Here is a 22846-nt window from a genome sequence, read left to right as displayed (position 1 = left end):
ATTACTCCCGCTGCACAAAATTGCAACTATCTGATATGAATTTTCACAGAAGCCGACTGCAACGGTAAATCGTCGCGACGAGAGGGCGCGTTTTCAGCTAGACACTGTGCGCGGGCAGCGCGCCTGCTGTGCAAAAAGCAAAAACGAGTCACGTCGCCGGCGTATCTCTCGGAGGAAATAATGATCAGTCTCAATGCGCGTCTCTTCCTTGCGCTCGCGGGCGCCCTCGCACTCGCCGGCTGCGGCGATCACATGCCTGGCGACGCCACGGGCGCCAAAGTCCTGCGCAATATTCTCGAAAAGAACGGGGTGGACGCGAAGATCGTCTCCTTCAAGAAGGTCAACGCCCGCGAGGTGAAGCGCGACAACGTCGACGCGCTGGAGCTGATGTACGAGGCGGAAGTCCAGTTCCCCGAGGGCTTCGAGGCAAAGTGCCGCGACGAGCGCGAGCGCGGCAAATGCGCCTTCCTCGGCATCGATGAAGACCGGACCTTCGCCAAGAGCGAAGTGCACACGAGCGAAGGCACGCTGCATTTCGTCAAGACCGAAAAAGGCTGGCTGGCCGAGGACAACAACGCCTACTGACGCAATGGCGCCGCGCGCGCCGCTCATCGTCATCCCTGCGCGGCTGGGCTCGACCCGGCTTCCCGGCAAGGCGCTCGCCGACATCGGCGGGCGGCCAATGATTGCGCGCGTATGGGAGCGCGCCTGCGCGGCGGGGCTCGCCCCCGTCGCGGTGGCGACCGATTCGGTCGAAATCGCCGAAGTCATCCGCGCCGGCGGCGGGACTGTCGCGATGACGAGCGGCGCCCACGCCTGCGGGAGCGATCGCATCGGCGAGGCGGTGGCGGCGCTCGATCCCGACCGGCGCCACGACGCCATCGTCAATCTGCAGGGCGACAATCCTTTCCTGCCCGACGGCGCCCTCGCGGCGGCGCTCGGCCTGCTCGACGACCTAGCGGCGGACATCGGCACGCTCGCGACCCAAGCTGCGCCGGAGGAGGCCGACGACCCCAATGCGGTGAAACTGGTTGGAACGCAGATCGGCCCGAACCGGATGCGCGCGCTCTATTTCACCCGCGCCCGGGCGCCCCACGGTGACGGGCCGCTCTACAAGCACGTCGGCGTCTACGCCTTTCGTCGCGCGAGCTTCGAGCGCTACGTCGCGCTGCCGCCCTCGGCGCTGGAGCTTCGGGAGCGTCTCGAGCAACTTCGGGCGCTGGAGGCCGGTATGCGCATAGACGCGGCCGTGCTGGACAAAGCCGCCCCGTCGGTGGATACCGAGCGCGACCTTGCGGCGCTGCGCGCCGCGGCGCGCGAGCAGGAAAAGCAGTGACAAAATACATCGCCTATCAGGGGGAGCCCGGCGCGAACTCGGACATCGCCTGCCGTGACGCCTATCCGCATCTGACGCCCTTGCCCTGCACCAGCTTCGAGGACGCCTTCGCCGCGGTTACGGAAGGGCGCGCCGTGCTGGCGATGATCCCGATCGAGAACTCGATCGCGGGCCGCGTGGCCGACATCCATCATTTCCTGCCGCATTCCGGCCTGCATATCGTCGGCGAATATTTCCTTCCGATCCATTTTCACCTGATGGCCCCGAAGCGCGCGACGCGCGAGGGGCTGAAAAGCGTCTACAGCCATGTGCATGCGCTGGGGCAGTGCCGGCGCGTGATCCGCGATCTGGGGCTGGAAGCGCATACGGCGGGCGACACCGCCGGCGCGGCGCGCGAGGTTTCGGAATGGAAGGACATAACGAAGGCTGCGCTGGCGCCGCGCCTCGCCGCCGACATCTACGGGCTCGACATTCTCGCCGAGAATGTCGAGGACGAGGCGCATAACACCACTCGTTTCGTCGTGCTCTCGAAGACCCGCCATTGGGCCGCGCCCAACGCCGGCCCGACGATGACGACTTTCATCTTCCGCGTGCGCAACGTCCCCGCCGCGCTCTACAAGGCGCTCGGCGGCTTTGCGACAAATGGCGTGAACATGACGAAACTCGAAAGCTACATGGTCGACGGCGAATTCGCCGCGACGCGCTTTCTCGCCGACGTCGACGGGCACCCCGAACAGCCGAACCTGGCGCGGGCGCTGGAGGAATTGCAGTTTTTCTCCAAGGAGGTCGAAATTCTCGGCGTCTATCCGGCGGCGGAATTCCGGGTGACGAATATTCGCGCCTTCGAGTTCGGGGATTGAACGCGAGTTTCGACAGTCATTCAATCATCATCAGGCGTAACCGAAATCACTGCTTCCGCTCAAAACGCCCTTGTGATGCATTTGCTGGAGAGGGATTAAGTTTCGTCATGATTCACGGCTTGCACCCGCCGTCGATAGACATTGGGACGTAAAAGTAAAATCTACGAGAACTAAAATTATCCGTTAAATAACCGATTATCAATTTCATCAAGAAGGGGACGGCTCTCATCCAGTTCGAATTTTCGAGCAAAAAGAGCATGGGAAGAGAATAGCTCTTCACTGTCATCGAGCGTCAACGTCTTGGGATGCCAACTTCCCTCCGGCCAATCTATGTAGCGCAAGTCGTCATTGAGAATTTTCAGTTTTGGATCATTACATAATATTGTTTGATAATACGACTCCGCAGGGGTGATTGCGCGATCGCGCCCTAGAAAGCGATAATGTTCCGCCAGCGCGGGAGAAGCGCTATGAAATCGTAACAAGGCGTTCGCAGCGACATGGTTTCCGGAAAACCAATGTTCGCCGGCAAAGCATTCGAATGAGTCGCTGAATGGGTAGAACGGGCTCTGCGCGCAATAGCGGAGAAAGCACTTTTCTTGCCAGGTGCTTTCCAATTTGTTTTCAACGATGGGATAATACCCGATCTGGGCGTCGAAATTCCCCTGTTTCAGGGCGCTGATAATCGTATCTGCATTTTTTATCGGGTAACATTGACCGCTCAACAAGACAAACCGGTCAGGCTGATCATTATCGCTATAGAGCAACCGAAGGGCGGCAAGCATAGCGTCAACAAGAGAAAAATGTCCCCACGTCGTATTGAAATGGGGACGAACAAACAAGACGTTTTCAGGTATCAAATCGATAGAAAAACTGCACTGGGAAAAGTCGTGATGGCATGCGATTTTCGGATTATCAAACATTCGATTCAATGACTTGATGAGCCGTAAAATTTGTAATGGATTTCGGTGGGTAAGTAAGACGAAACCAATCTGACCTGTCATTGCCGGCTCACAAAATCTGCATGATGCGCCTCTGCGCAAATCCATCAGCTTCGTATAGCGCCAATTCGTAACGAGAGCCGGGAGTTCTACCCACAATTGCACATATGGAGTGCCGCCATCAACAGTTGACCCCCGTTAGCGGCCCGAGATGAACAGGCGCTCACAGAGCCGACGCTAATCGACCTCGGCGCTGACGCCACCTCATCGGCCATTACGGCCATGCGGGCGCCGGTCGCGCCCTTCCGGCCCCGCCTGGCGCGCTGGGCGCCAAGGGACTGTTTCGGCGCTTCGACCGATTGAAAAATCTTAGTGTCGGTCCGAGGACAAGTTGAATCGGATGAATCGGTTATGATTCAATGATGCGGCCTGATTCTCGAAGGGGCCGCCGATGTGGACGAATGAAAATCGTGCGCGATACGATCGCAGCAAATTGCGCTACCCGAGCGACGTGACCGACTCGGAATGGACGCTCGTCGAACCGCTGATCCCACCTGCGAAGCGGGGTGGAGGGAAACGCACGGTCGAGATGCGCGCGGTTGTGAACGGCTTGATGTATGTGCTCTCGACCGGCTGTCAGTGGCGCGCGATCCCGAAGGATTTGCCGCCCAAGAGCACGGTTTACGGCTATTTCGATCTTTGGACATATGACGGGACGCTCGATCGCATCCACCGCGCTCTCTACGTGAAATGCCGCGAAGCGGCGGGGCGCGAGGCCAGCCCGACCGCCGCCGTTATCGACAGCCAGAGCGTGAAAGGCGCAGAAAAAGGGGGCGTCGCATCGATCCGCATGGCTACGATGCAGGAAAGAAGATCAAGGGCAAGAAGCGGCATATTCTCGTCGATACGATAGGGCTGCTGCTTCACGCGCTCGTTCATCCTGCCGGCATCCAGGATCGCGACGGCGGCGTTCTCGTCCTGCGCACGATGTTGGGAAAATTCCCGTTTCTGCAAAAACTGTTCGCGGATGGCGGCTATCAGGGCCCGCAATTCAGGGACGCGCAGAAGAAGGCCTTGCCCTTCGTCGTCACCGAGATCGTCAAGCGCTCGGATGCCGCCAAAGGTTTCGAGGTTTTGCCCCGACGCTGGGTCGTCGAAAGAACCTTTTCATGGCTTGGTCGCTGCCGAAGGCTGGCAAAGGACTTCGAAAACCTCAATTGCAAGGCGCTCGCGTTTCTGCACCTCGCTTCCATCCGCCTGATGCTCAGAAGGCTCTGTAATCAAGAATGAAGTTCACGGACAGACTCTTATTGGTCGAAAGGCCAGTTCAATAGTTTAAAGCTTCTGCTAAAACACGTCGCCGCAGCCGCCGCTCTTATCCGAGGTGTCAGAATGTCCGCCACTTACGATCCCAACAATATTTTCGGCAAGATCCTGCGCGGCGAGATCCCCGCGCACAAGGTCTATGAAGATGACGTGGCGCTAGCCTTCATGGACATCATGCCGCGCGCGGAGGGCCATGTGCTGGTGATCCCGAAGGAGGGCGCACGCGGCCTGCTGGACGTTCGGCCAGAGACGCTCGGCGAACTCATCAAGCGCGTCCAGCATGTGGCGCAGGTCGTGAAGACGGCCCTCGGCGCCGAGGGGCTGACGCTGCATCAGTTCAATGACAGCGCTGGTGGACAGGTGATCTACCACCTGCATTTCCACATCCTGCCGCGCTGGGAAGGCGTGGCCCTGCGTCCGCCGGGCAATATGGGCGACAATGACAGGCTCGCCGCCCAGGCCGAAAAGATCCGGGCGGCGATGACGCCTTTCGCGGGATAATCGGATCGCGAACCTTCAGGCTCGCAGTCCTCTCTTATTCCTCGCCAACCTTCGCCGGCCGCAGCGTCACCGGACGCAGCAGGAAGGAAGGAACATGGTCGCCGAGCCCGATCACGGGCGGACCGTCATCCTCATGATAGCGGCGCGGGCGACGGTCGCGGCGGTCGCCGGATGACAGCGCCACGGGCTGAGCCGACGGGCGCGGCGCGCGGACCGGCCCATTATCGGTATGCTGACGGACTGCCCGGGGCGTCCGGCCGATGCTGGGCGGCGCCTCGCGCTCCGTTGCCGGCGCCTGTCGGCGCGAACCCCTCTCGCCGCGTCCACCGCGCTCCCGGCGTCCGCCGCGCTCGCCATGACGCTCGCCCGGCCGGCTCGTCTCCATGGGTGGCGGCAAAGCGTCGAAGCCCGGCCCTTCCCACTCGATCGCCTTGCCGATAAGGCTCTGAATCTGGTCGATATATTTGGTGTCGTCCTCGGTGACGATGGTCATCGCCACGCCCGAGCGGCCGGCCCGGCCGGTGCGGCCGATACGGTGGACGTAATCCTCGCTATGCGTCGGCACGTCGAAGTTGAAGACGTGGCTAACGTCCGGAATATCGAGGCCGCGCGCGGCCACGTCCGAGCAGACGAGGATCGCAACATCGCCGTTCTTGAACGCGTCGAGCGACGCCATTCGGGCCAGCTGGTCCATGTCGCCATGCAAGGCGCCGGCGGGGAAGCCGTGCTTGACCAGCGAACGGTGCAGTATCGCCACGTCCCGCTTGCGGTTGCAGAAGACGATCGCGTTCTTGAGATTCTCGGCGCCGCGAATGAGGTTGCGCAGCGTCTCCCGCTTGTCGGCGTGGCCGCGGGAGGCGACCAGCGCCTGGCGAATCGTCGAGGCCGTGGTCGAGGCGCGAGCGACTTCGATCCGGATCGGATTATGCAGGAAGGCTTCGGTGAGGCGGGTGATTTCCGGCGGCATCGTCGCCGAGAAGAACAGCGTCTGGCGGGTGAAGGGCACCAGCTTGCAGACGCGCTCGATGTCCGGGATGAAGCCCATGTCGAGCATACGGTCGGCCTCGTCGATGACGAGGATTTCGATGCCCGTCAGCAGGAGCTTGCCGCGATCGAAGAAGTCGAGCAAACGGCCCGGCGTCGCGATCAGCACGTCGGCGCCGCGCATGATCTTGGCTTCCTGATCGCCGAAAGAGACGCCGCCGATCAGCAGCGCGACGTTGAGTTTGTGATTCGCGCCGTATTTGGCGAAGCTTTCCTCGACCTGCGCCGCGAGTTCGCGCGTCGGCTCGAGGATGAGGGTGCGGGGAACGCGGGCGCGGGCGCGGCCCTGTTCGAGCCGGCTGAGCATCGGCAGGGTGAAGGCGGCGGTCTTGCCGGTGCCTGTCTGGGCGATGCCGAGGATGTCCCGGCCCTGAAGCGCCGGCGGAATGGCTTGGGCCTGGATGGGCGTCGGGGTCGTGTAGCCTGAGGCCTGCACGGCCGCGAGAACCTTTTGTGAAAGGCCCAGTTCGTCGAATGTCATCAATTATCCTGGTTACGGCTTTCGGAAGCGGGAGGCCGCTGCGCGCCAGCCGTAAGAAAAGCGCGCGAGAGTATGAAAGAGAGGTGGCGCCTCCGTCGCTGCGACGACGGACTGGCTCGCCGACGGTCCGCCGCAAAGAAGCGCGGGCGATGTCCACGCCGCAATGCATGGAGAACAATTTGCAGATTGTCAATGAAATTACGACGACACGGCCGACGGAACGTCGACTCTGCGCATAAAAGACGCCGCCGGCGCCCCCGGCGGCCGGCGAACTGGACGGGTCAGCGCTGTTTCTGATCTCCGCAAGGCTGAAGCGTAGCCTTTTGGGCGCCGGGAATCGTCGCGGTGGTCATGCCGTCGACGCCGACGCTGCGGAAGATCGTGACCTTCTGCGGCGGCTGGGAGCTCGGCGCCGCTGCGGCGAGTTCGCGCATCGACTGCTCATCATGGGTGAAAACTGCGACCGGCGCATCGCTCTGATCCACCATGCGGGCGAGCATCTTGGCGGTCAGCACGCTGCACAGGAAGGCGGCCACGGACACCGCCGCGAGGCTCCAGACCGCCGCGCCGAGGGGCTTTCCGGCGCGGGGATTAATCGGATTATTGTCGAAATCTGCCATCGAGATCGCTCGTCGCGTTACGATCGCATGGAGTAACAATTCATGGTTAATTTCTGGTTCACGGCCGGGTTTTTGCTTACAGTGAAAATTATTGCCTCTTGCCAAGGCGAGCCCGAAGCAGAACACTGCCTACGTGCTCCAGGCGGCTCCCCGGAATCGCGGAGGCGCGCGGCAGGCCGGGTGAGGAATTTGCGCCATGCGACCCTAAAATTGTCTTTTGCAGCGACCTAAATGGAAAGGACCGAAAGGGAACGACGAAAGTGGCGGTGTTGATATCCATCAAACCCAGGCAGACGTTTGACGGCTCGGGGGCGGAGCCGATCCGCGCGGCGAGGGAGCCGCGCAAATCCGGCGACGGGGCCGGAACGGCGCTGATCACCCAGGCGCGCCAGCAAACTCGCCGCCCGAACATGTATCGGGTGCTGCTGCTCAACGACGACTACACGACGCAGGAGTTCGTGGTCATCGTGCTGCGCAAATACTTCAACAAGTCGGTCGAAGAAGCGACCCGCATCATGCTGCACGTCCACAATCACGGCGTCGGTGAATGCGGCGTCTACACTTATGAAGTCGCAGAAACAAAGGTCACCCAGGTGATGGATTTCGCGAGGAAGCACCAGCATCCCTTGCAATGCATCATGGAAAAGAAATAGGGGCTCGGAACGCATGCCGGCTTTCTCGCGGAACCTGAAGCAGACTCTCGATCGCGCTCTCGCCTCCGCGCGGGAGCGACACCACGAATATGCGACGCTCGAGCATCTGCTGCTCAGCCTCATCGAGGACGCCGACGCTTCGGCGGTGTTGCGCGCCTGCTCCGTCGATCTCGATCTTCTGGGCAAGAATCTTCGCGACTACATCGACCGCGAGCTCGACAACCTCGTCAATGAGGACGCCGACGAGTGCAAGCCGACCGCCGGCTTTCAGCGCGTCGTGCAGCGCGCCATCATCAGCGTCCAGTCCTCCGGCCGCGAGGATGTGAGCGGCGCCAATGTGCTGGTGGCCCTCTTCGCCGAGCGCGAGAGCCACGCCGTCTATTTCCTGCAAGAACAGGACATGACGCGCTACGACGCCGTGAACTATATCAGCCATGGCATCGCCAAGCGTCCCGGCCTTTCCGACGCGAGCCGAACCCCGCGCGGCGTCGAGGACGAAGGCGACCGCGCGGAGGGGCGCGAGGGGCGCGACGGCGAAAGCCGCAAGAAGGAGGGCGCGCTCGAGGCTTATTGCGTCAATCTGAACAAGAAGGCGCGCGACGGCCGCATCGACCCGCTCATCGGCCGCGAGCCCGAGGTGCTTCGCACGATCCAGGTGCTGTGCCGCCGCCACAAGAACAATCCCCTGCTCGTCGGCGATCCCGGCGTCGGCAAGACCGCCATCGCCGAGGGTCTTGCGCGAAAGATCGTGCAGGGCGAAGTGCCGGACGTGCTCTCGGGCGCCACGGTCTTCGCGCTCGACATGGGCGCCCTGCTCGCCGGCACGCGTTATCGCGGCGATTTCGAGGAGCGGCTGAAGCAGGTCGTGAAGGAGATCGAGAATCACAAGAATGCGATTCTCTTCATCGACGAGATTCATACCGTCATCGGGGCCGGCGCGACGTCCGGCGGCGCGATGGACGCCTCGAATCTGCTGAAACCCGCGCTGGCGCAGGGCGTCCTGCGCTGCATCGGCTCCACTACCTACAAGGAATACCGGCAATATTTCGAGAAGGATCGGGCGCTGGTGCGTCGCTTCCAGAAGATCGACGTCAACGAGCCGTCGATCCCGGACGCGATCGAGATCATCAAGGGCCTCAAACCCTATTTCGAAGAGTTCCACAAAATCCGCTACACCAATGACGCGCTGAAGGCGGCGGTGGAGCTGTCGGCCCGTTACATCCATGACCGCAAGCTGCCGGACAAGGCGATCGACGTTATCGACGAAACCGGCGCGGCGCAGATGCTGCTCGCGGAAAACAAGCGCAAGAAGACGATCGGGCTGAAGGAGATCGAGGCGACGATCGCCACCATGGCGCGGGTCCCGCCCAAGACCGTCTCCAAGGACGACGCCGAAGTTCTCGCCCATCTCGACGAAACGCTGCGGCGCGTCGTCTACGGCCAGGACAAGGCGATCAGCGCCCTCACCTCCGCGATCAAGCTTGCCCGCGCGGGCCTGCGCGACCAGGAGAAGCCTATCGGCTGCTATCTCTTCTCCGGCCCCACAGGCGTCGGCAAGACGGAGGCCGCCCGCCAGCTCGCGACCTCGCTCGGCATCGAACTCGTTCGCTTCGATATGTCGGAATACATGGAGCGCCACACGGTGAGCCGTCTCATCGGCGCGCCTCCCGGCTATGTCGGCTTCGATCAGGGCGGCCTGCTGACCGATTCGATCGACCAGCATCCGCATTGCGTGCTGCTGCTCGACGAAATCGAGAAGGCGCATCCCGATCTCTACAACATCCTGCTGCAGGTGATGGATCACGGGAAGCTGACCGACCACAACGGCAAGACCATCGACTTCCGCAACGTCATTCTCATCATGACGACGAATGCGGGAGCGCAGGATCTCGCCCGCACGCCGATCGGCTTCACCCGCACACGCGCTGACCTCGACGACAGCGAGGCGATCAACCGCCTCTTCGCGCCGGAGTTCCGCAACCGCCTCGACGCGATCGTGCCCTTCGGCCATCTGCCGGTGGACGTCATCAAGCGCGTCGTCGACAAATTCGTGATGCAGCTCGAGGCGCAGCTCGCCGACCGCAACGTCACGATCGAACTGACCGACGAGGCGCGCAGCTGGCTCGTGGAGCATGGCTATGACGAGGCGATGGGCGCCCGCCCCATGTCGCGCGTCATCCACCAGCACATCAAGACGCCGCTCGCGGATGAAGTGCTGTTCGGACGCCTCAAGAACGGCGGCGCGGTTCGCGTCGTCGTGGTCGGCGACGACAAGGGCGAGAAGAAACTCGGCTTCGTTTTCCCCGAGGGTCCCGTGCTGCCGCGTCCCGAGCGCGACATCATCGAGGCGGGCAAGAAGCGCGCGAGCGCAGAGGACGCCGAGGCGAGCGCCAAGGAGCCGCCGGCGGATCCGGAGTCGGCCTCCGATACGCAGCCGGCGCCCGTTCGGGACTGACCGCGCGGCGCTCCAAAACGAAAATGGAAAAGCCCGGTCTCAGAGGACCGGGCTTCTCTTTTGATTCGCCCACCGGTTACGAGGCCACGAATCCGGCGGGCGACCGAAGATCGCGGATCAATATTTCGCGATCACTGGAGCCACGCCCCAGTTGAAGTGATAGTTCAGGCCGGCGCGGACAATATTGCCGTTGAAGCGGGTCGAAGCGCCGGGGAAATGCGTCCAATAGGGCGCCGCCGGGAAGGTCTGAACGATCGGGGCCATCGCATAGGTCACGCGGCCGAGATCATAGTAGAGATATTCGACCTTCGCGGACCAGTTCGGCATGAACATCCACTCGACGCCGCCGCCAGCCGTCCAGCCGACGCGCGTGTCTGAGAAAGCCCCGTTCGAGAACCAGACGCCGTTGTTCGGGCCGGCGGCGGGCGTTTCCGCGCCAACGAGGCTCACATTCGACGTCACGCCGCCATACGCAAGACCGCCTGTGCCGTAAACGAGCAGCGTCGGGGTGAACAGCCAGCCGAGGCGGCCGCGAACCGTGCCGATATAGTCGAGACGGCGCGACGCGGTCATCGTCGTCATCGTCGGATTGGCCGGGAAGCCGGCGCCCGTCGCGATGGTCGTCACCGTGGAATTGCTGTTCGAACCGGCGACGCCCTGAATGTCAGCCTCGATGCCGGCGAGGAAGGATCCGCCGAACTGCCAGTTGTAGCCAATCTGGCCGCCGCCGATGAAGCCGCTCGTGTTCGTGGGAATGGCCGCATTGGCGCCCACCGCGGCCGAAATCGCGTGATTGAGGCCCAGCGGGCTGACCCCGCCGAAATTGATGAAGCCCGGAATCGTCGTAAGATTTGTGACGCTGCTGTTCGACCACATGCCGCCGGCGTTCAAGCCGACATAGAAACCCGTCCACATCGGCGGAGGGGGCGGAGGCGGCGGCAGAGGCGCCTTGTAGGACGGGAGGTCGGCGGCGAGAGCGGCGCCGGCGGAGACGACCAGAACCAGCGCCGATAGAGAAATGGCGGTTCTTTTCATATGTATTCACCCCTTGGAAAAGCCCAAAGTCTTGTGGTCCCCACGGCCGAGGGCCCGCAAAACTGTTTGTCAACGTCGCTCAAGAATTGCGCGTCTTCAATGTAAAAATTCTAAAAACGTGTTTTAGAATATGTTTTTAGGCTAGGTGTTGTATAAATGACAACGACTTAAGCTTTACATTTTGAGAAAATTACACAAATCATAACGGACCTATTCTATCTTATATTTAAGCTTCAGCTGCAGGCCAAATCGATGGCCCGATTCGAGTTCCTGAAAATCCGCGCCGCCGAAATAGTTTCGCGCTCGAGCCATATCGCGTCGGCTTCATCAGACATTAACGGCGTCCTGCGAAGCTCACGCCGGATCAAGGTCTGACATTCCGCCATCGAAGCGACACGCGCCCGGTGTCGAGAAGGAAAGGGAGTCCTCGGTGCTGCAAAATGCGCCCGGTTCGAATGGCCCCCTGCGCATCATGCATGTGCTTCGCGCGCCGGTCGGCGGGCTGTTCCGCCACGTGCTCGACCTTTCCTCCGAGCAGATCGCGCGCGGCCATCAGGTCGGCGTGATCGCGGACTCGCTGACGGGCGGCGAAATGGCGGAGCGGCAACTCGCCGCGCTGTCGCCGCGCCTCGACCTCGGGCTGATGCGGCTGCCGATTCATCGTCTGCCGCATCCTTCGGACGTAACCGCCCTGCTCGCGATCAACAGGCGCCTCAATAAGATGCGCCCGGACGTCGTGCATGGGCACGGCTCGAAAGGCGGCCTCTTCGCGCGCAGCAGCGGACTGATGTCCGGCCGCGCGAGCCCGATCCGCGTCTATACGCCCCATGGCGGCAGTCTGAATTATCGCAATGGCTCGCTGAGCCACAAGCTCTTCATGGCGACGGAGCAGCTGCTTTCTTATCGCACCGATGCGCTGCTCTTCGAGAGCGCTTTCATCGCCGGGCGCTTCGAGACCTTCGTCGGGCATCCGCACCATTTGGCGCGGATCATTCCGAACGGGATTTCCGAGGCGGAACTGGAACCCGTCGCGCCGCAGGCCGACGCCGCTGACCTGCTCTATGTCGGCGAATTCCGCTCCGCCAAGGGCCTCGACACGCTGATCGACGCGCTGGCTCTGCTTGCGGAGAAAAACATCAGGCCGAAGACGCTTCTCGTGGGGGATGGCCCCGAGCGCGCGGCGCTGGAGGCGCGCGCCCGGCGCGCGGGCGTCGCGAGTCTGTTGAGCGTCAAATCGTCGATGCCGGCGCGCGCAGCCTTTGCGCTGGGCAAGGTAATGGTCGTGCCGAGCCGCTTCGAGTCCCTTCCCTATATCGTGCTGGAGGCCGCCGGCGCGCGCATACCGCTCGTAGCCACGAATGTCGGCGGCATGTCAGAGATTTTCGGCCCCTACAAGGATCGGCTGATTGCCGCGGACGACCCGGCAATTCTTGCCGACGCCCTGCGGCAAGCGCTTGATGAACCGCCGCAGGAGCAGCGCGACAACGCCGGGAGGCTCGCCGAATTCGTCGCCGCGCGCTTCTCAATATCGACCATGGTCGACCAGATCCTGCAGGGTTATCGCGACGCAATCGCGGCGCGGGCCATCAAATAGAAATTCGGGCGCTGGAGCGACAGCGCCCATTAAACGCTTCTTTACGCCGAGCGCACATCCTTGCCCGCTATTGTCAAGCTCAAGGGAGGCGCGCCATGAATCTCGAGTCCGCTCTGGAAAAAAACGGCGGGAAGGGTCCGGGGTTCCATTTCGTTCGCCACGCCCTCTCTGTGGTTATACTGTTGCATCATGCCTCGATCCTGACCGTCGGCGGCGAAATTGCGCCATTGGTCACGAAGGGCGACGCGGTCGCGACTCTCGACCGGCTATTCCAGGGCGGCGACAGCGCCTTCCTCCGGCAGTCGATCATCGAACTCCTCCGCCCGTTCCTGTTTTCGCTCGTCGGATCCTTTTTCGTACTCAGCGGCTTTCTCGTCGCGGGCAGCGCGTTCCGCACGCGCAATGTCCGCCAGTTTCTGACTTTCCGCATCTTGCGCATCGTGCCCGCGCTGAGTTCGGAGGTCATGCTGTCGGCCTTCGTTCTCGGGCCGCTCGTGACGAGCTATGCGCTTGGCACCTATTTCGGCGATCCGTTGTTCCTGCGTTATTTCGGCAACATCTTCGGCTTCGTGTCCTACGAATTGCCGGGCGTCTTCAGGACCAATCCCGTCGCCGATCTCGTCAACGTCAATCTCTGGACGCTGCCGCCGGAATTCTACTGCTACGCCATCATGACGGCCATGATGCTGACAGGCGTCGTTTACAGGACGAAGGAGTTTCTTTGGCTCTTCCTCGCCGTCACCGCGTCGATCGTTCTGTCCGTCGCGCTCGGCTGGTTCGGACTCTCCACGCGCCAGGACACCACCCGCTTTTCGTCATGGCTGATCGTCTATCTCTTTGTCGTCGGCGTCGCCATGTGGGTCTATGCCCGGCACATTCCATTGAACCGCTGGACATTCCTCATCTGCGGCGGCGTCTATTACGTACTGATGCTCGCAAAAGCCAATGACGCGCTTGCCGGTCTCGCGCTCGCCTATTGCATCATCTATGTCGGGATGACCCCTTTCCCGTTGTTCGACAGATTGCTGAAGGTCGACCTGTCCTACGGCATATATCTGTATGGCTATCCGATCACACAGGCGCTCGTGTTCTTCCTTCTGCCGCATATGGAATCGCTTGGCGCCTATCCAAAGAAGGCGATCATCATGAGCAGCGCGTTGCTGCTAACGTCGATCTTCGCATGGGCGTCCTGGACATGGATCGAAAAACCGGCCCTGAGCCTGAAGCGATTTGTCGGCGGCGCGCGCAGGAAGCCGGCGGAAATGGAAAATATCGCGACGCCGGCGGAATGAGGCGCGACGCTCGCGGCCTCCGCAACGTGACGCGCCTGTCCGGGCGCGTCTTTTCATCTGGAACCGCAGCGGCGGACTTTCCCTTCACGCCCGCGCCGGCGGCGCGTTCTGCTCTTGCGCGGAAACTTTCTCCAGCCAGCGCAGTCGCGCGGCTTCCAGACCCCAGACGCCGCCCATCAGCAGATAGACGAAGCGCCAGTGGTCGATGTCGATCTGGAAGCCCTGCAGGAAAAACATCAATAACGCGATGAACACCACTTGCGCGTTGCGACGGAACGGCGACGGCGCGAAGCACAGGCGAAAGCCGACAAATGTGCTCACGCCGATGAGGAAAAGGAAGGCGAAGCCCCCAAGCCATCCGGCGTTGGCGAAGGCGCCGATATATGAATTGTGCGGATCAAGGCCGAAGAAGGATCTGAACCGCAACGGCCCCATGCCGAAAGGAAGCTCGAGCAGCATCGGCAGCGACCGCAACTGGTTGCCGAACCTGCCTGTCTCGCCCACATCATAATCCTGGCTCAACGACGCGCGCACGAGAAAGACGTCGCGTACCTGCTCGATTGAGAGCGCGACAAGCAAGGCTGCGACGGCTGCAGCGACCACGATCGCGAAGATGACGACGAGCCGACGCCGGGCCCCCGCCCCCTCGGCGATGTAATAAGTCATCGCAGACATCAGAACCGTCGCCGTCGCGGCGGCGCCCCATGAGCCGCGCGAGAATGAAAGAAAGACGCCGGAGAGCAGCAGAAGGATCGTCGCCAGCGACAGGGTGACGCCGATCACGCCCTTCGTTAGCCCAAGCAACATCCGCTGGAGGAGGAACAGGTAGCCGGCGATCAGATACGAACCGAAGACGTTAGGATCCTTGAACGGACCCATCGCGCGCCCTTCCGGGCTGAAATAGACGGCCGTACCGCCAATATCCAGCCAGCCGATGACGCCAACCACCGCCGCGACGATGCAACTGATCAGATAGCCCCGCAAAAGTAGGTCGGATCGCCTGAGTCCGTCCTCCCCGAACAGGACCGCGAAAAAAATGACGGTGATGGAGAGATAAAGCGATTGCGCCCAGTATATAAAGGAATCATCCACGTGAAACCACGGTATGATTGAAATGAAAGACATCAGATTGCCGAGGACGACCAGCGCCGCCAGTGGAATGATGCTACTGTGAACCCGAAAGCCGCTTAGCAGCCAGACGCCGAAGAACGCCACAAGGACGAGGTCGTAAGGCGACGGCTCGATGAAGGTGAACGACCCGAGCGACACCAGCAGCAATAGCATCGCATTGACGATTGCGGCATAGTTGACGACCAGGCGCCCCCCCGCGGGCATCGGCTGTTCGAAGGTCATGAGTGACGCCGCGAGTGTGCTGTTCGCGCAAATTGCTCCGCTTTAGTAATGTGCGCATGGTTAAGGAAGACTCAACCTCAAACCGCCTTCGCGCCGCGCTTCGTGGGAGTTTTGGTCTTGTCGCCCTTTGTCGTCGGCGCGGGCCGCCGCGCCATCGCCTCGGCCAGATAGCGGCCCGTGTGGCTGCGCTTTTCCTTGATGATCTCCGAGGGCGGGCCCGCCGCCACGATCTCGCCGCCGCCGTCGCCGCCCTCCGGACCCATGTCGATGATCCAGTCCGCCGTCTTGATGACTTCGAGATTATGCTCGATCACCACCACCGTATTGCCCTGCTCCACCAGCTCGTGCAGCACTTCCAGGAGTTTGGCGACGTCGTGGAAATGAAGTCCGGTCGTCGGCTCGTCGAGGATATAGAGCGTGCGGCCGGTCGAGCGGCGCGACAGTTCTTTTGAAAGCTTCACGCGCTGCGCCTCGCCGCCCGAAAGCGTCGTCGCCTGCTGCCCGACATGGATGTAATCGAGCCCGACGCGCTTCAGGGTCTCCATCTTGTCCCGGATCGCCGGGACGGCCTTGAACAGATTGGCCGCCTCCTCCACCGTCATGTCGAGCACGTCGGCGATGGACTTTTCGCGATATTTCACTTCCAGCGTTTCGCGGTCGTAGCGCTTGCCCTTGCAGACGTCGCAGGTGACATAGACGTCCGGCAGGAAGTGCATCTCGATCTTGATGACGCCGTCGCCCTGGCAGGCCTCGCAGCGTCCGCCCTTCACATTGAAGGAGAAGCGCCCCGGCGCGTAGCCGCGCGCCTTGGCCTCCGGCAGCCCTGCGAACCATTCGCGGATCGGCGTGAAGGCGCCCGTATAGGTCGCGGGGTTTGAACGCGGCGTGCGGCCGATCGGCGACTGGTCGATGTCGATGATCTTGTCGATATGCTCGAGACCTTCGAGCCGGTCATGCGGCGCCGGAACCTCATGCGCATTGTTGAGGCGTCGCGCGACGGCCTTGTAGAGCGTCTCGATGACGAGCGTCGACTTGCCGCCCCCGGAAACGCCGGTGACGGCCGTGAACAGCCCGAGCGGAATTTGCGCGGTGACATTCTTGAGATTGTTGCCGCGCGCGCCGAAGAGCTTCAGCCAGCGGCCCGGCGTCGGCTGGCGAAGTTTGTGCGCGAGGCGCACCTGCTTCGCGCCGGTGAGATATTGCCCCGTAAGCGAGGCAGGATTGTCCATGATCTCCTGCGGCGTGCCCTGCGCGACGATCTTGCCGCCATGGATGCCCGCGCCGGGGCCGACATCGACGACATAATCGGCCGCGAGGATCGCGTCCTCGTCATGCTCCACGACGATGACGCTGTTGCCGAGATTGCGCAGCCGGCGCAGCGTGTCGAGCAGCCTGTCATTGTCGCGCTGATGCAAGCCGATCGACGGCTCGTCGAGCACGTAAAGCACGCCGGTCAGACCCGAGCCGATCTGCGAGGCAAGACGGATTCGCTGGCTCTCGCCACCCGACAGCGTGCCGGAGTTGCGCGAAAGCGTCAGATAATCGAGACCGACGTCGACGAGGAAGGTGAGCCGGTCGCGGATTTCCTTGAGGATGCGAAAGGCGATCTCATTGCGCTTCTTGTCGAGTTCGCCCGGCAGCTTCGAGAACCAGTCGAGCGCCATGCGCACCGAAAGCTCCGACACTTCGCCGATATGCTTGCCGGCGATCTTCACCGCGAGCGCCTCCGGCTTCAGGCGAAAGCCTTCGCAGGCGAGACATGGCGTCGCCGACATGAAACGCCCGATCTCCTCGCGCGCCCATTCGCTGTCGGTTTCGAGATAGCGCCGCTCCAGATTGATGACGACGCCCTCGAACGGCTTCTTCACGTCATAGGCGCGGAAACTGTCGTCATAGGAGAATTTGATCTCTTCCTTGCCTGAACCGAAGAGAATGACGTTCTTCGCCTTCTCGGGCAGATCCTCCCACGGCGTGTCGAGGCGGAACTTGTAATGCCTGCCGAGCGCCTCCAGCGTCTGCATGTAATAGGGCGAGGTGGATTTCGCCCAAGGGGCGACGGCGCCCTTGCGCAAGGTCAGCCGCGGATTGGGCACGACGAGATCGGCGTCGACCTTCTGCTCATGGCCGATGCCGCCGCAGGTCGGACAGGCGCCGAAAGGATTGTTGAAGGAGAAGAGACGCGGCTCGATCTCGGGGATGGTGAAACCGGAAACGGGGCAAGCGAACTTCGACGAGAACAGGATGTGTCCGGGCGCATAATGCGTCGAGACATTGGCGGCCGACGCCGGCGCCGGCGCGAGCGTCTTCGCTGTCTCGCCCGACTTGTTGTCCGCGAATTCGATCACCGCGAGGCCCTGTGACAGATCGAGCGCCATTTCGAAACTGTCGGCAAGCCGCGCAGACATGTCCTTGCGCACGACGATGCGGTCCACCACCACGTCGATGTCGTGTTTCAGTTTCTTGTCGAGCGGCGGCGCGTCGGCGATCTCGCAAAAAGCCCCGTCGATCTTGAGGCGCTGGAAGCCGCGCCGCGCATATTCCGCGATCTCCTTTTTGTATTCGCCCTTGCGGCCGCGCACGACGGGCGCGAGCAGATAGAGCCGCGAACCTTCCGGCAGAGCCAGCACGCGGTCGACCATCTGCGAGACGGTCTGGCTCTCGATGGGCAGTCCCGTCGCCGGCGAATAAGGAACGCCGACGCGCGCCCACAGGAGGCGCATGTAATCGTGAATTTCCGTCACGGTGCCGACGGTGGAGCGCGGATTTTTCGATGTCGTCTTCTGCTCGATGGAAATCGCCGGCGAGAGCCCGTCGATCTGGTCGACGTCCGGCTTCTGCATCATCTCCAGAAACTGCCGGGCGTATGCGGAGAGCGACTCGACGTAACGGCGCTGCCCCTCGGCGTAGATCGTGTCGAAGGCGAGCGACGACTTGCCCGAGCCGGACAGGCCCGTGAACACCACGAATTTGTCGCGCGGGATCGTCAGATCGACATTCTTGAGATTGTGCTCGCGCGCGCCACGAATGGCGATGGTCTTCGAGTCGGAAAAAACCTTCTCCACCACCTGGGCGGATTTCCTTGTGCTGCTCGCCATGTCTTGAGAACTTGCATGATCGGCGCCGGCGCCCGACGCCTGCGCCTTTCCTGCCACGGACCGCGCCGCAAATCCACCTTGCTTGCAGTTGCCCTGTCGTCCCGCCGGGCCTATCAGCGGCGCCATGACAGCGCAGTCCACCGCCCCGGCGAAAAAGCCCCTCCACCACCACCTCTATGTCCAGGTGCTTGTCGCCATTCTGCTCGGCGCGCTGTTCGGCTGGCTGGCGCCCCAGACCGCCGCGCAGGAATGGGTGAAGGCGCTCGGCGACGGTTTCATCAAGCTCATCAAGATGGTGATCGCGCCGATCATCTTCTGCACGGTCGTCTCGGGCGTCGCGCACATAGAGGACGCCAGAAAAGTCGGCCGCGTCGGGGTCAAAGCGCTGATTTATTTCGAGATTGTCTCGACTTTCGCGCTCGTCATCGGCCTTCTCGTCGGCAATATTCTGAAAGCCGGCGCGGGCTTCGCCGGCAAGCCGGACCCCTCCGCCATTACGAAATATACGGAACTCGCCGCAAAGCGCAGCGGCGTGGATTTCGTTCTCGACATCATCCCCGACAGCGCGATCGGCGCTTTCGCCAGGGGAGAAATATTGCAGGTGCTGCTCTTCTCCCTTCTGTTCGGCTTCGCGCTGCTGACGCTGGGCGAGCGCGGCCGGGGCATGCGCACATTCGTCGACGACGCCGGCCACGCCATGTTCGGCGTCATCGCCATCGTGATGAAAGCCGCGCCCGTCGGCGCCTTCGGGGCCATGGCCTATACGGTCGGCAAATATGGCTCCGCCGCATTGCTGTCGCTCGCGGGACTGATCGGCTCCTTCTATCTGACGGCGGCGCTTTTCATCGCCGTCGTGCTTGGGCTCATCGCCGCGACTGTCGGCTTCAACATCTTTCGGCTGCTTGCCTATCTTAAGGATGAAATCCTCATCGTTCTCGGCACTTCTTCATCCGAGAGCGCCCTGCCCCCGCTGATGGAGAAGCTGGAGCGGCTCGGCTGCTCCAAGCCGGTCGTTGGGCTGGTCGTGCCGACCGGCTACTCCTTCAATCTCGACGGCACGAACATCTACATGACGCTGACGACGCTTTTCATCGCGCGGGCGATGGGCGTCGAGCTGGATTTCGCGCATCAGGCGACGATCCTCGTCGTCGCCATGCTGACCTCCAAGGGCGCGAGCGGGGTCTCCGGGGCGGGCTTCGTCACCCTCGCCGCGACGCTCGCCGCCGTCGATCCGCAGCTCGCGCCGGGCATGTCGCTGGTGCTCGGCATCGACAAGTTCATGGCGGAGTGCCGCGCGCTGACCAATTTCATCGGCAATGGCGTGGCGACGATCGTCGTTTCCGCCTGGGAGGGCGAGCTGGACCGCGACAAGCTGCAGGAAGGGCTGAAACGGCGGATAGACCCGTCGAACGTGGAAACCGCCGTCTCGACGGAATGACGCGCTTGCGCCGCCAGACCCGGGCTGCTAGAACAAAAAAGGAACATATCGGCTGTGCAAGGGCGCTGCGCATGGATGATCTGTGGACAAGGCGCGGGCGTGCGCCAGATTGTCCTCGATTGGACTAGAGTGCCGCGCATCTCAGCAATTGGAGAGAGTCATGGCGGGCAGCGTCAACAAGGTCATTCTGGTCGGCAATCTGGGCCGCGACCCCGAGGTGCGGACCTTTCCTTCCGGCGACCGCGTCGTTTCCTTCTCGCTCGCAACGACCGAGTCCTGGCGCGACAAGGCGACCGGCGAACGCAAGGACCGCACCGAGTGGCACAATGTCCAGATCTTCAATGAGGCGCTGGGCAAGATCGCCGAGCAATATTGCCGCAAGGGCGCCAAGATCTATCTCGAAGGCCAGCTGCAGACCCGCGAATATACGGACAAGGACGGCAATCAGCGCAAGGTGACCGAGGTCGTCGTGCCGCGCTTCAGGGGCGAGATGACCCTCCTCGACAGCAAGGGCGGCGGCCGCGGCGAGGGCGACTATGAGGGCGGCGGCTACGGCCAGAGCGGCGGCGGCTCCTTTGGACGCTCGTCGCCAATGGAGCGGGCCCCCGCCGAGCGGCGCCCGTCAGCCCCCGCCGGCCGGCTCTCCGACCAGCTCGACGACGATATTCCGTTCTAGGAGAAGGTCATGTTTTCAGGCCGTCGTTTCCGTGTCGCGCTCGCCCTTGCTTTTGCGGCGGTCACGACGACGGGGATGGCGGCCCAGCCCGGCGCGCAGGGAATTCGCGGACTCGTCGCCCTGGGGCCTCGTTGTGGCGCCGAGTCCTTTCCGCCCGAGCCGGGATGCGCCGAGAGGAAGTTCGCCGCTTCTCTGATAGTGGAGAGCCTTGCGGGGTCCCGGCGCAGCTGGAAGTTTTCCTCGAACGCCGAGGGACGGTTCGAAATCGCGCTGCCGCCCGGACGCTATCAGATACGCTCCACGACCATCCTGCCGCGCTGCCAGAGCAATGAGCCGATTGTCGTGGCGCCCGGAGCCTTTACGGAAATCACAATCCGTTGCGACAGCGGCGTCCGGTAGCGCGTTTCAACAGAAAATGGCGAGATCGCTACAGGCGTCCGGACCCCGGCCGCTCGCGCGGATCGGCGCAAGCAAGCTACCCGGATCGGGCTAGGCAAACCATTGGACATGTATACATATTTGTCAACACAACGCCTGCCTGCGGGTCCCGCGCGGCGCCGCCGGACTTAACCTTAAGGGCAGATGCGTCAAAACTAGTTTCAATTGTCTCGAAGTTTCAAATATCGGCGGAAGGATTCGTTAAGGAAACGCTAACACTCTCGCACGTCACAAGCTGTGTCTCAGCCGCGCCTCGGCGGGGCTGAAACCGGCGGAAAACCAGCGAAGGCGCCGCCATTAGCGGCGCCGCCTGTTGACAGACGAGCGGGTAAAATGATCGGACGCGTTATCCGCTCAACTGGCGTTCGCAGGCGTTTTTGGGCGTTCGTCCAATCAACTGATTCCTTGTGTATTCCGGCCGTGACCGTTCTTGCGCGTTCGCCGCGATGCGCCTAAATTCGTGTTTACATGGGGGACCAACTGGCGGGGCGCTGAATTGATCGGAAGATTGACCGCGCGCAAGGTGCAGACGGCCGGACCTGGGCTCTACCCGGACGGCGGCGGGCTCTATCTTTGCGTCAGCGAGTCGGGGCGCAAGACATGGGTTTTTCGGTTTTCCTTCAGAGGCAGGCGCCCTGAAATGGGGCTCGGGAGCTTTGACGAAGGCGTGACCCTCGCCGAAGCGCGGGGCGCCAGAGACGAGGCCCGCCGGATCCTGCGTTCCGGCCGCAACCCGATCGAGGTCCGGCGGGAGGCGAGGCGCGCCAGTGAGGCCAAGCCGACGTTCGGAGAGATTGCCGATCGGTTTATCGAATCGAAGGCAATCCAGTGGGGGAGTGAGAAGCATCGAGACCAATGGCGCCAAGCGCTATCGCATATCGCCGCGCCGCTGCGCCAGATCCCGGTTGACGAGGTCGACACGGGTGCGATTCTCGCCGTCCTAACGCCTATGTGGCATGCGACGCCGGAAACAGCATCGCGCCTGCGGGGACGAATCGAATCAGTCTTGGACGCTGCCAAGGCGCAGGGGCTGCGATCGGGCGAGAATCCGGCGCGATGGCGTGGCCATCTGGCGCACCTTTTGCCGAAGCGGGGGCGGCTTGCGCGGGCTCATCATGCGGCGCTCCCATACGAGGATGTTCCGGCCTTCGTCGTCAAGCTGCGCGACCGTGAAAGCGTCGCCGCGCTGGCCCTCGAATTCGCGATCCTCACGGCCGCAAGAAGCGGCGAAGTGCTAGGCGCGCAATGGTCGGAAATCGACACGGCGGGCCGGGTATGGACGATTCCCGCCGAGCGTATGAAAGCCGGGCGCGAACATCGCGTTCCACTCTCGGGCCGGGCCCTGGAAATTCTCGAAAAGCTGTCTGCGACGCAAATCGGCAGTCATGTCTTTCCCGGCCGCGCGCGCGGCGGAGCAATGTGCCATGCCGCGATGTGGAATTTGGTGAAACAGATAGGAGATACCGACGTCACGGTTCACGGCTTCCGTTCCGCTTTCCGCGACTGGGCCGGAAACGAAACTAACTTTCCGCGCGAGGTTGCCGAGGCCGCGCTGGCGCACGTTGTTGGCGACAAGGCGGAACAAGCCTACCGGCGCGGCGACGCCTTGGAGAAGCGCCGGGCGCTCATGGAAACGTGGGCGAGCTACATCGAACCTAAAGCGGCCGGCGGCGCTGACATTCTTCAGTTCAAGGTCACTCGCGAATGATCG

Annotated in this window: 18 protein-coding genes and 1 pseudogene; 13 read left to right on the top strand and 6 right to left on the bottom strand. The window is 62.3% G+C overall.

The window, feature by feature from the left end; genetic code table 11:
- Nucleotides 1-180: 180 nt before the first annotated feature.
- The 3 genes from MET49242_RS03640 to MET49242_RS03630 are packed head-to-tail and all read left to right on the top strand — an operon-like array spanning nt 181 to nt 2196.
- A complete protein-coding gene (locus tag MET49242_RS03640) occupies nt 181-585 on the top strand; it encodes a hypothetical protein (RefSeq protein ID WP_036280761.1) in 405 nt (134 codons plus the stop codon).
- Nucleotides 586-589: 4 nt separating this feature from the next.
- Entirely contained in the window at nt 590-1336 is a 747-nt protein-coding gene (locus MET49242_RS03635; RefSeq protein WP_036280760.1) for a 3-deoxy-manno-octulosonate cytidylyltransferase, read from the top strand.
- Entirely contained in the window at nt 1333-2196 is an 864-nt protein-coding gene (locus MET49242_RS03630) for a prephenate dehydratase (RefSeq protein ID WP_036280758.1), read from the top strand. Before MET49242_RS03635 ends, MET49242_RS03630 begins: the two co-directional genes overlap by 4 nt.
- Before the next feature lie 176 nt (nt 2197-2372).
- Here MET49242_RS03630 and MET49242_RS03625 read toward each other — a convergent pair whose 3' ends face one another.
- Nucleotides 2373-3197 (bottom strand): beta-1,6-N-acetylglucosaminyltransferase, encoded by an 825-nt coding sequence (locus MET49242_RS03625; RefSeq protein WP_158497248.1) that lies wholly within the window; start codon nt 3195-3197, stop codon nt 2373-2375.
- Between the two features lie 388 nt (nt 3198-3585).
- Here MET49242_RS03625 and MET49242_RS23905 point away from each other — a divergent pair.
- Both MET49242_RS23905 and MET49242_RS03610 read left to right on the top strand, forming a co-directional pair.
- Nucleotides 3586-4424, top strand: a pseudogene (locus tag MET49242_RS23905) (IS5 family transposase).
- A gap of 102 nt (nt 4425-4526) precedes the next feature.
- The gene (locus tag MET49242_RS03610; RefSeq protein ID WP_036280750.1) at nt 4527-4961 is read left to right on the top strand and encodes an HIT family protein; all 435 of its coding nucleotides are present in this window, start codon (nt 4527-4529) and stop codon (nt 4959-4961) included.
- A gap of 34 nt (nt 4962-4995) precedes the next feature.
- Here MET49242_RS03610 and MET49242_RS03605 read toward each other — a convergent pair whose 3' ends face one another.
- Together MET49242_RS03605 and MET49242_RS03600 are read right to left on the bottom strand one after the other, a co-directional pair.
- Nucleotides 4996-6486 carry a DEAD/DEAH box helicase gene (locus MET49242_RS03605; RefSeq protein ID WP_036280748.1) on the bottom strand — a complete coding sequence of 497 codons (1491 nt, stop codon included), beginning with the start codon at nt 6484-6486 and terminating at the stop codon, nt 4996-4998.
- Nucleotides 6487-6767: 281 nt separating this feature from the next.
- Nucleotides 6768-7232 carry a hypothetical protein gene (locus MET49242_RS03600; protein WP_144259450.1) on the bottom strand — a complete coding sequence of 155 codons (465 nt, stop codon included), beginning with the start codon at nt 7230-7232 and terminating at the stop codon, nt 6768-6770.
- A gap of 140 nt (nt 7233-7372) precedes the next feature.
- Between MET49242_RS03600 and clpS the strand changes: the two genes are divergently transcribed.
- Nucleotides 7373-7759, top strand: a complete 387-nt coding sequence (gene clpS / locus MET49242_RS03595; protein WP_051134446.1) for an ATP-dependent Clp protease adapter ClpS — start codon at nt 7373-7375, stop codon at nt 7757-7759.
- A 13-nt stretch (nt 7760-7772) separates the two neighbouring features.
- Nucleotides 7773-10214, top strand: a complete 2442-nt coding sequence (gene clpA, locus MET49242_RS03590) for an ATP-dependent Clp protease ATP-binding subunit ClpA (protein ID WP_036280742.1) — start codon at nt 7773-7775, stop codon at nt 10212-10214.
- A 117-nt stretch (nt 10215-10331) separates the two neighbouring features.
- On the opposite strand, the gene MET49242_RS03585 is transcribed toward clpA, so the two are convergent.
- Nucleotides 10332-11249, bottom strand: a complete 918-nt coding sequence (locus MET49242_RS03585; protein WP_036280740.1) for an outer membrane protein — start codon at nt 11247-11249, stop codon at nt 10332-10334.
- 430 nt (nt 11250-11679) lie between these two features.
- Between MET49242_RS03585 and MET49242_RS03580 the strand changes: the two genes are divergently transcribed.
- Together MET49242_RS03580 and MET49242_RS03575 are read left to right on the top strand one after the other, a co-directional pair.
- Nucleotides 11680-12843 carry a glycosyltransferase family 4 protein gene (locus tag MET49242_RS03580; protein ID WP_084678864.1) on the top strand — a complete coding sequence of 388 codons (1164 nt, stop codon included), beginning with the start codon at nt 11680-11682 and terminating at the stop codon, nt 12841-12843.
- A 95-nt stretch (nt 12844-12938) separates the two neighbouring features.
- Complete coding sequence (locus tag MET49242_RS03575; protein WP_051133977.1) at nt 12939-14135, top strand: acyltransferase; 1197 nt, start codon at nt 12939-12941, stop codon at nt 14133-14135.
- Nucleotides 14136-14219: 84 nt separating this feature from the next.
- Here the strand turns inward: MET49242_RS03575 and MET49242_RS03570 are convergent, their stop codons facing one another.
- Together MET49242_RS03570 and uvrA are read right to left on the bottom strand one after the other, a co-directional pair.
- Nucleotides 14220-15488, bottom strand: coding sequence for a hypothetical protein (locus MET49242_RS03570; protein ID WP_051133976.1), 1269 nt, complete (start codon nt 15486-15488; stop codon nt 14220-14222).
- Between the two features lie 77 nt (nt 15489-15565).
- Nucleotides 15566-18583 (bottom strand): excinuclease ABC subunit UvrA, encoded by a 3018-nt coding sequence (gene uvrA / locus MET49242_RS03565; protein ID WP_051134444.1) that lies wholly within the window; start codon nt 18581-18583, stop codon nt 15566-15568.
- Between the two features lie 124 nt (nt 18584-18707).
- Here uvrA and dctA point away from each other — a divergent pair, with 124 nt between their 5' ends.
- The 4 genes from dctA (at nt 18708) to MET49242_RS03545 (ending at nt 22843) form a co-directional block, all read left to right on the top strand.
- Nucleotides 18708-20021 (top strand): C4-dicarboxylate transporter DctA, encoded by a 1314-nt coding sequence (gene dctA / locus MET49242_RS03560; protein WP_036280737.1) that lies wholly within the window; start codon nt 18708-18710, stop codon nt 20019-20021.
- A gap of 160 nt (nt 20022-20181) precedes the next feature.
- Nucleotides 20182-20697 carry a single-stranded DNA-binding protein gene (ssb, locus tag MET49242_RS03555; protein ID WP_036280735.1) on the top strand — a complete coding sequence of 172 codons (516 nt, stop codon included), beginning with the start codon at nt 20182-20184 and terminating at the stop codon, nt 20695-20697.
- A 9-nt stretch (nt 20698-20706) separates the two neighbouring features.
- A complete protein-coding gene (locus tag MET49242_RS03550; protein WP_036280733.1) occupies nt 20707-21096 on the top strand; it encodes a hypothetical protein in 390 nt (129 codons plus the stop codon).
- Between the two features lie 547 nt (nt 21097-21643).
- The gene (locus tag MET49242_RS03545; protein ID WP_371212517.1) at nt 21644-22843 is read left to right on the top strand and encodes a tyrosine-type recombinase/integrase; all 1200 of its coding nucleotides are present in this window, start codon (nt 21644-21646) and stop codon (nt 22841-22843) included.
- Nucleotides 22844-22846: the final 3 nt, after the last annotated feature.

Origin of the sequence: Methylocystis sp. ATCC 49242, from assembly GCF_000188155.2 — a bacterium.
Taxonomy (GTDB): Bacteria; Pseudomonadota; Alphaproteobacteria; order Rhizobiales; family Beijerinckiaceae; genus Methylocystis.
The sequence above is the reverse complement of the archived record's forward strand: the minus strand, read 5'-3'. Positions and strand labels throughout refer to the sequence as shown.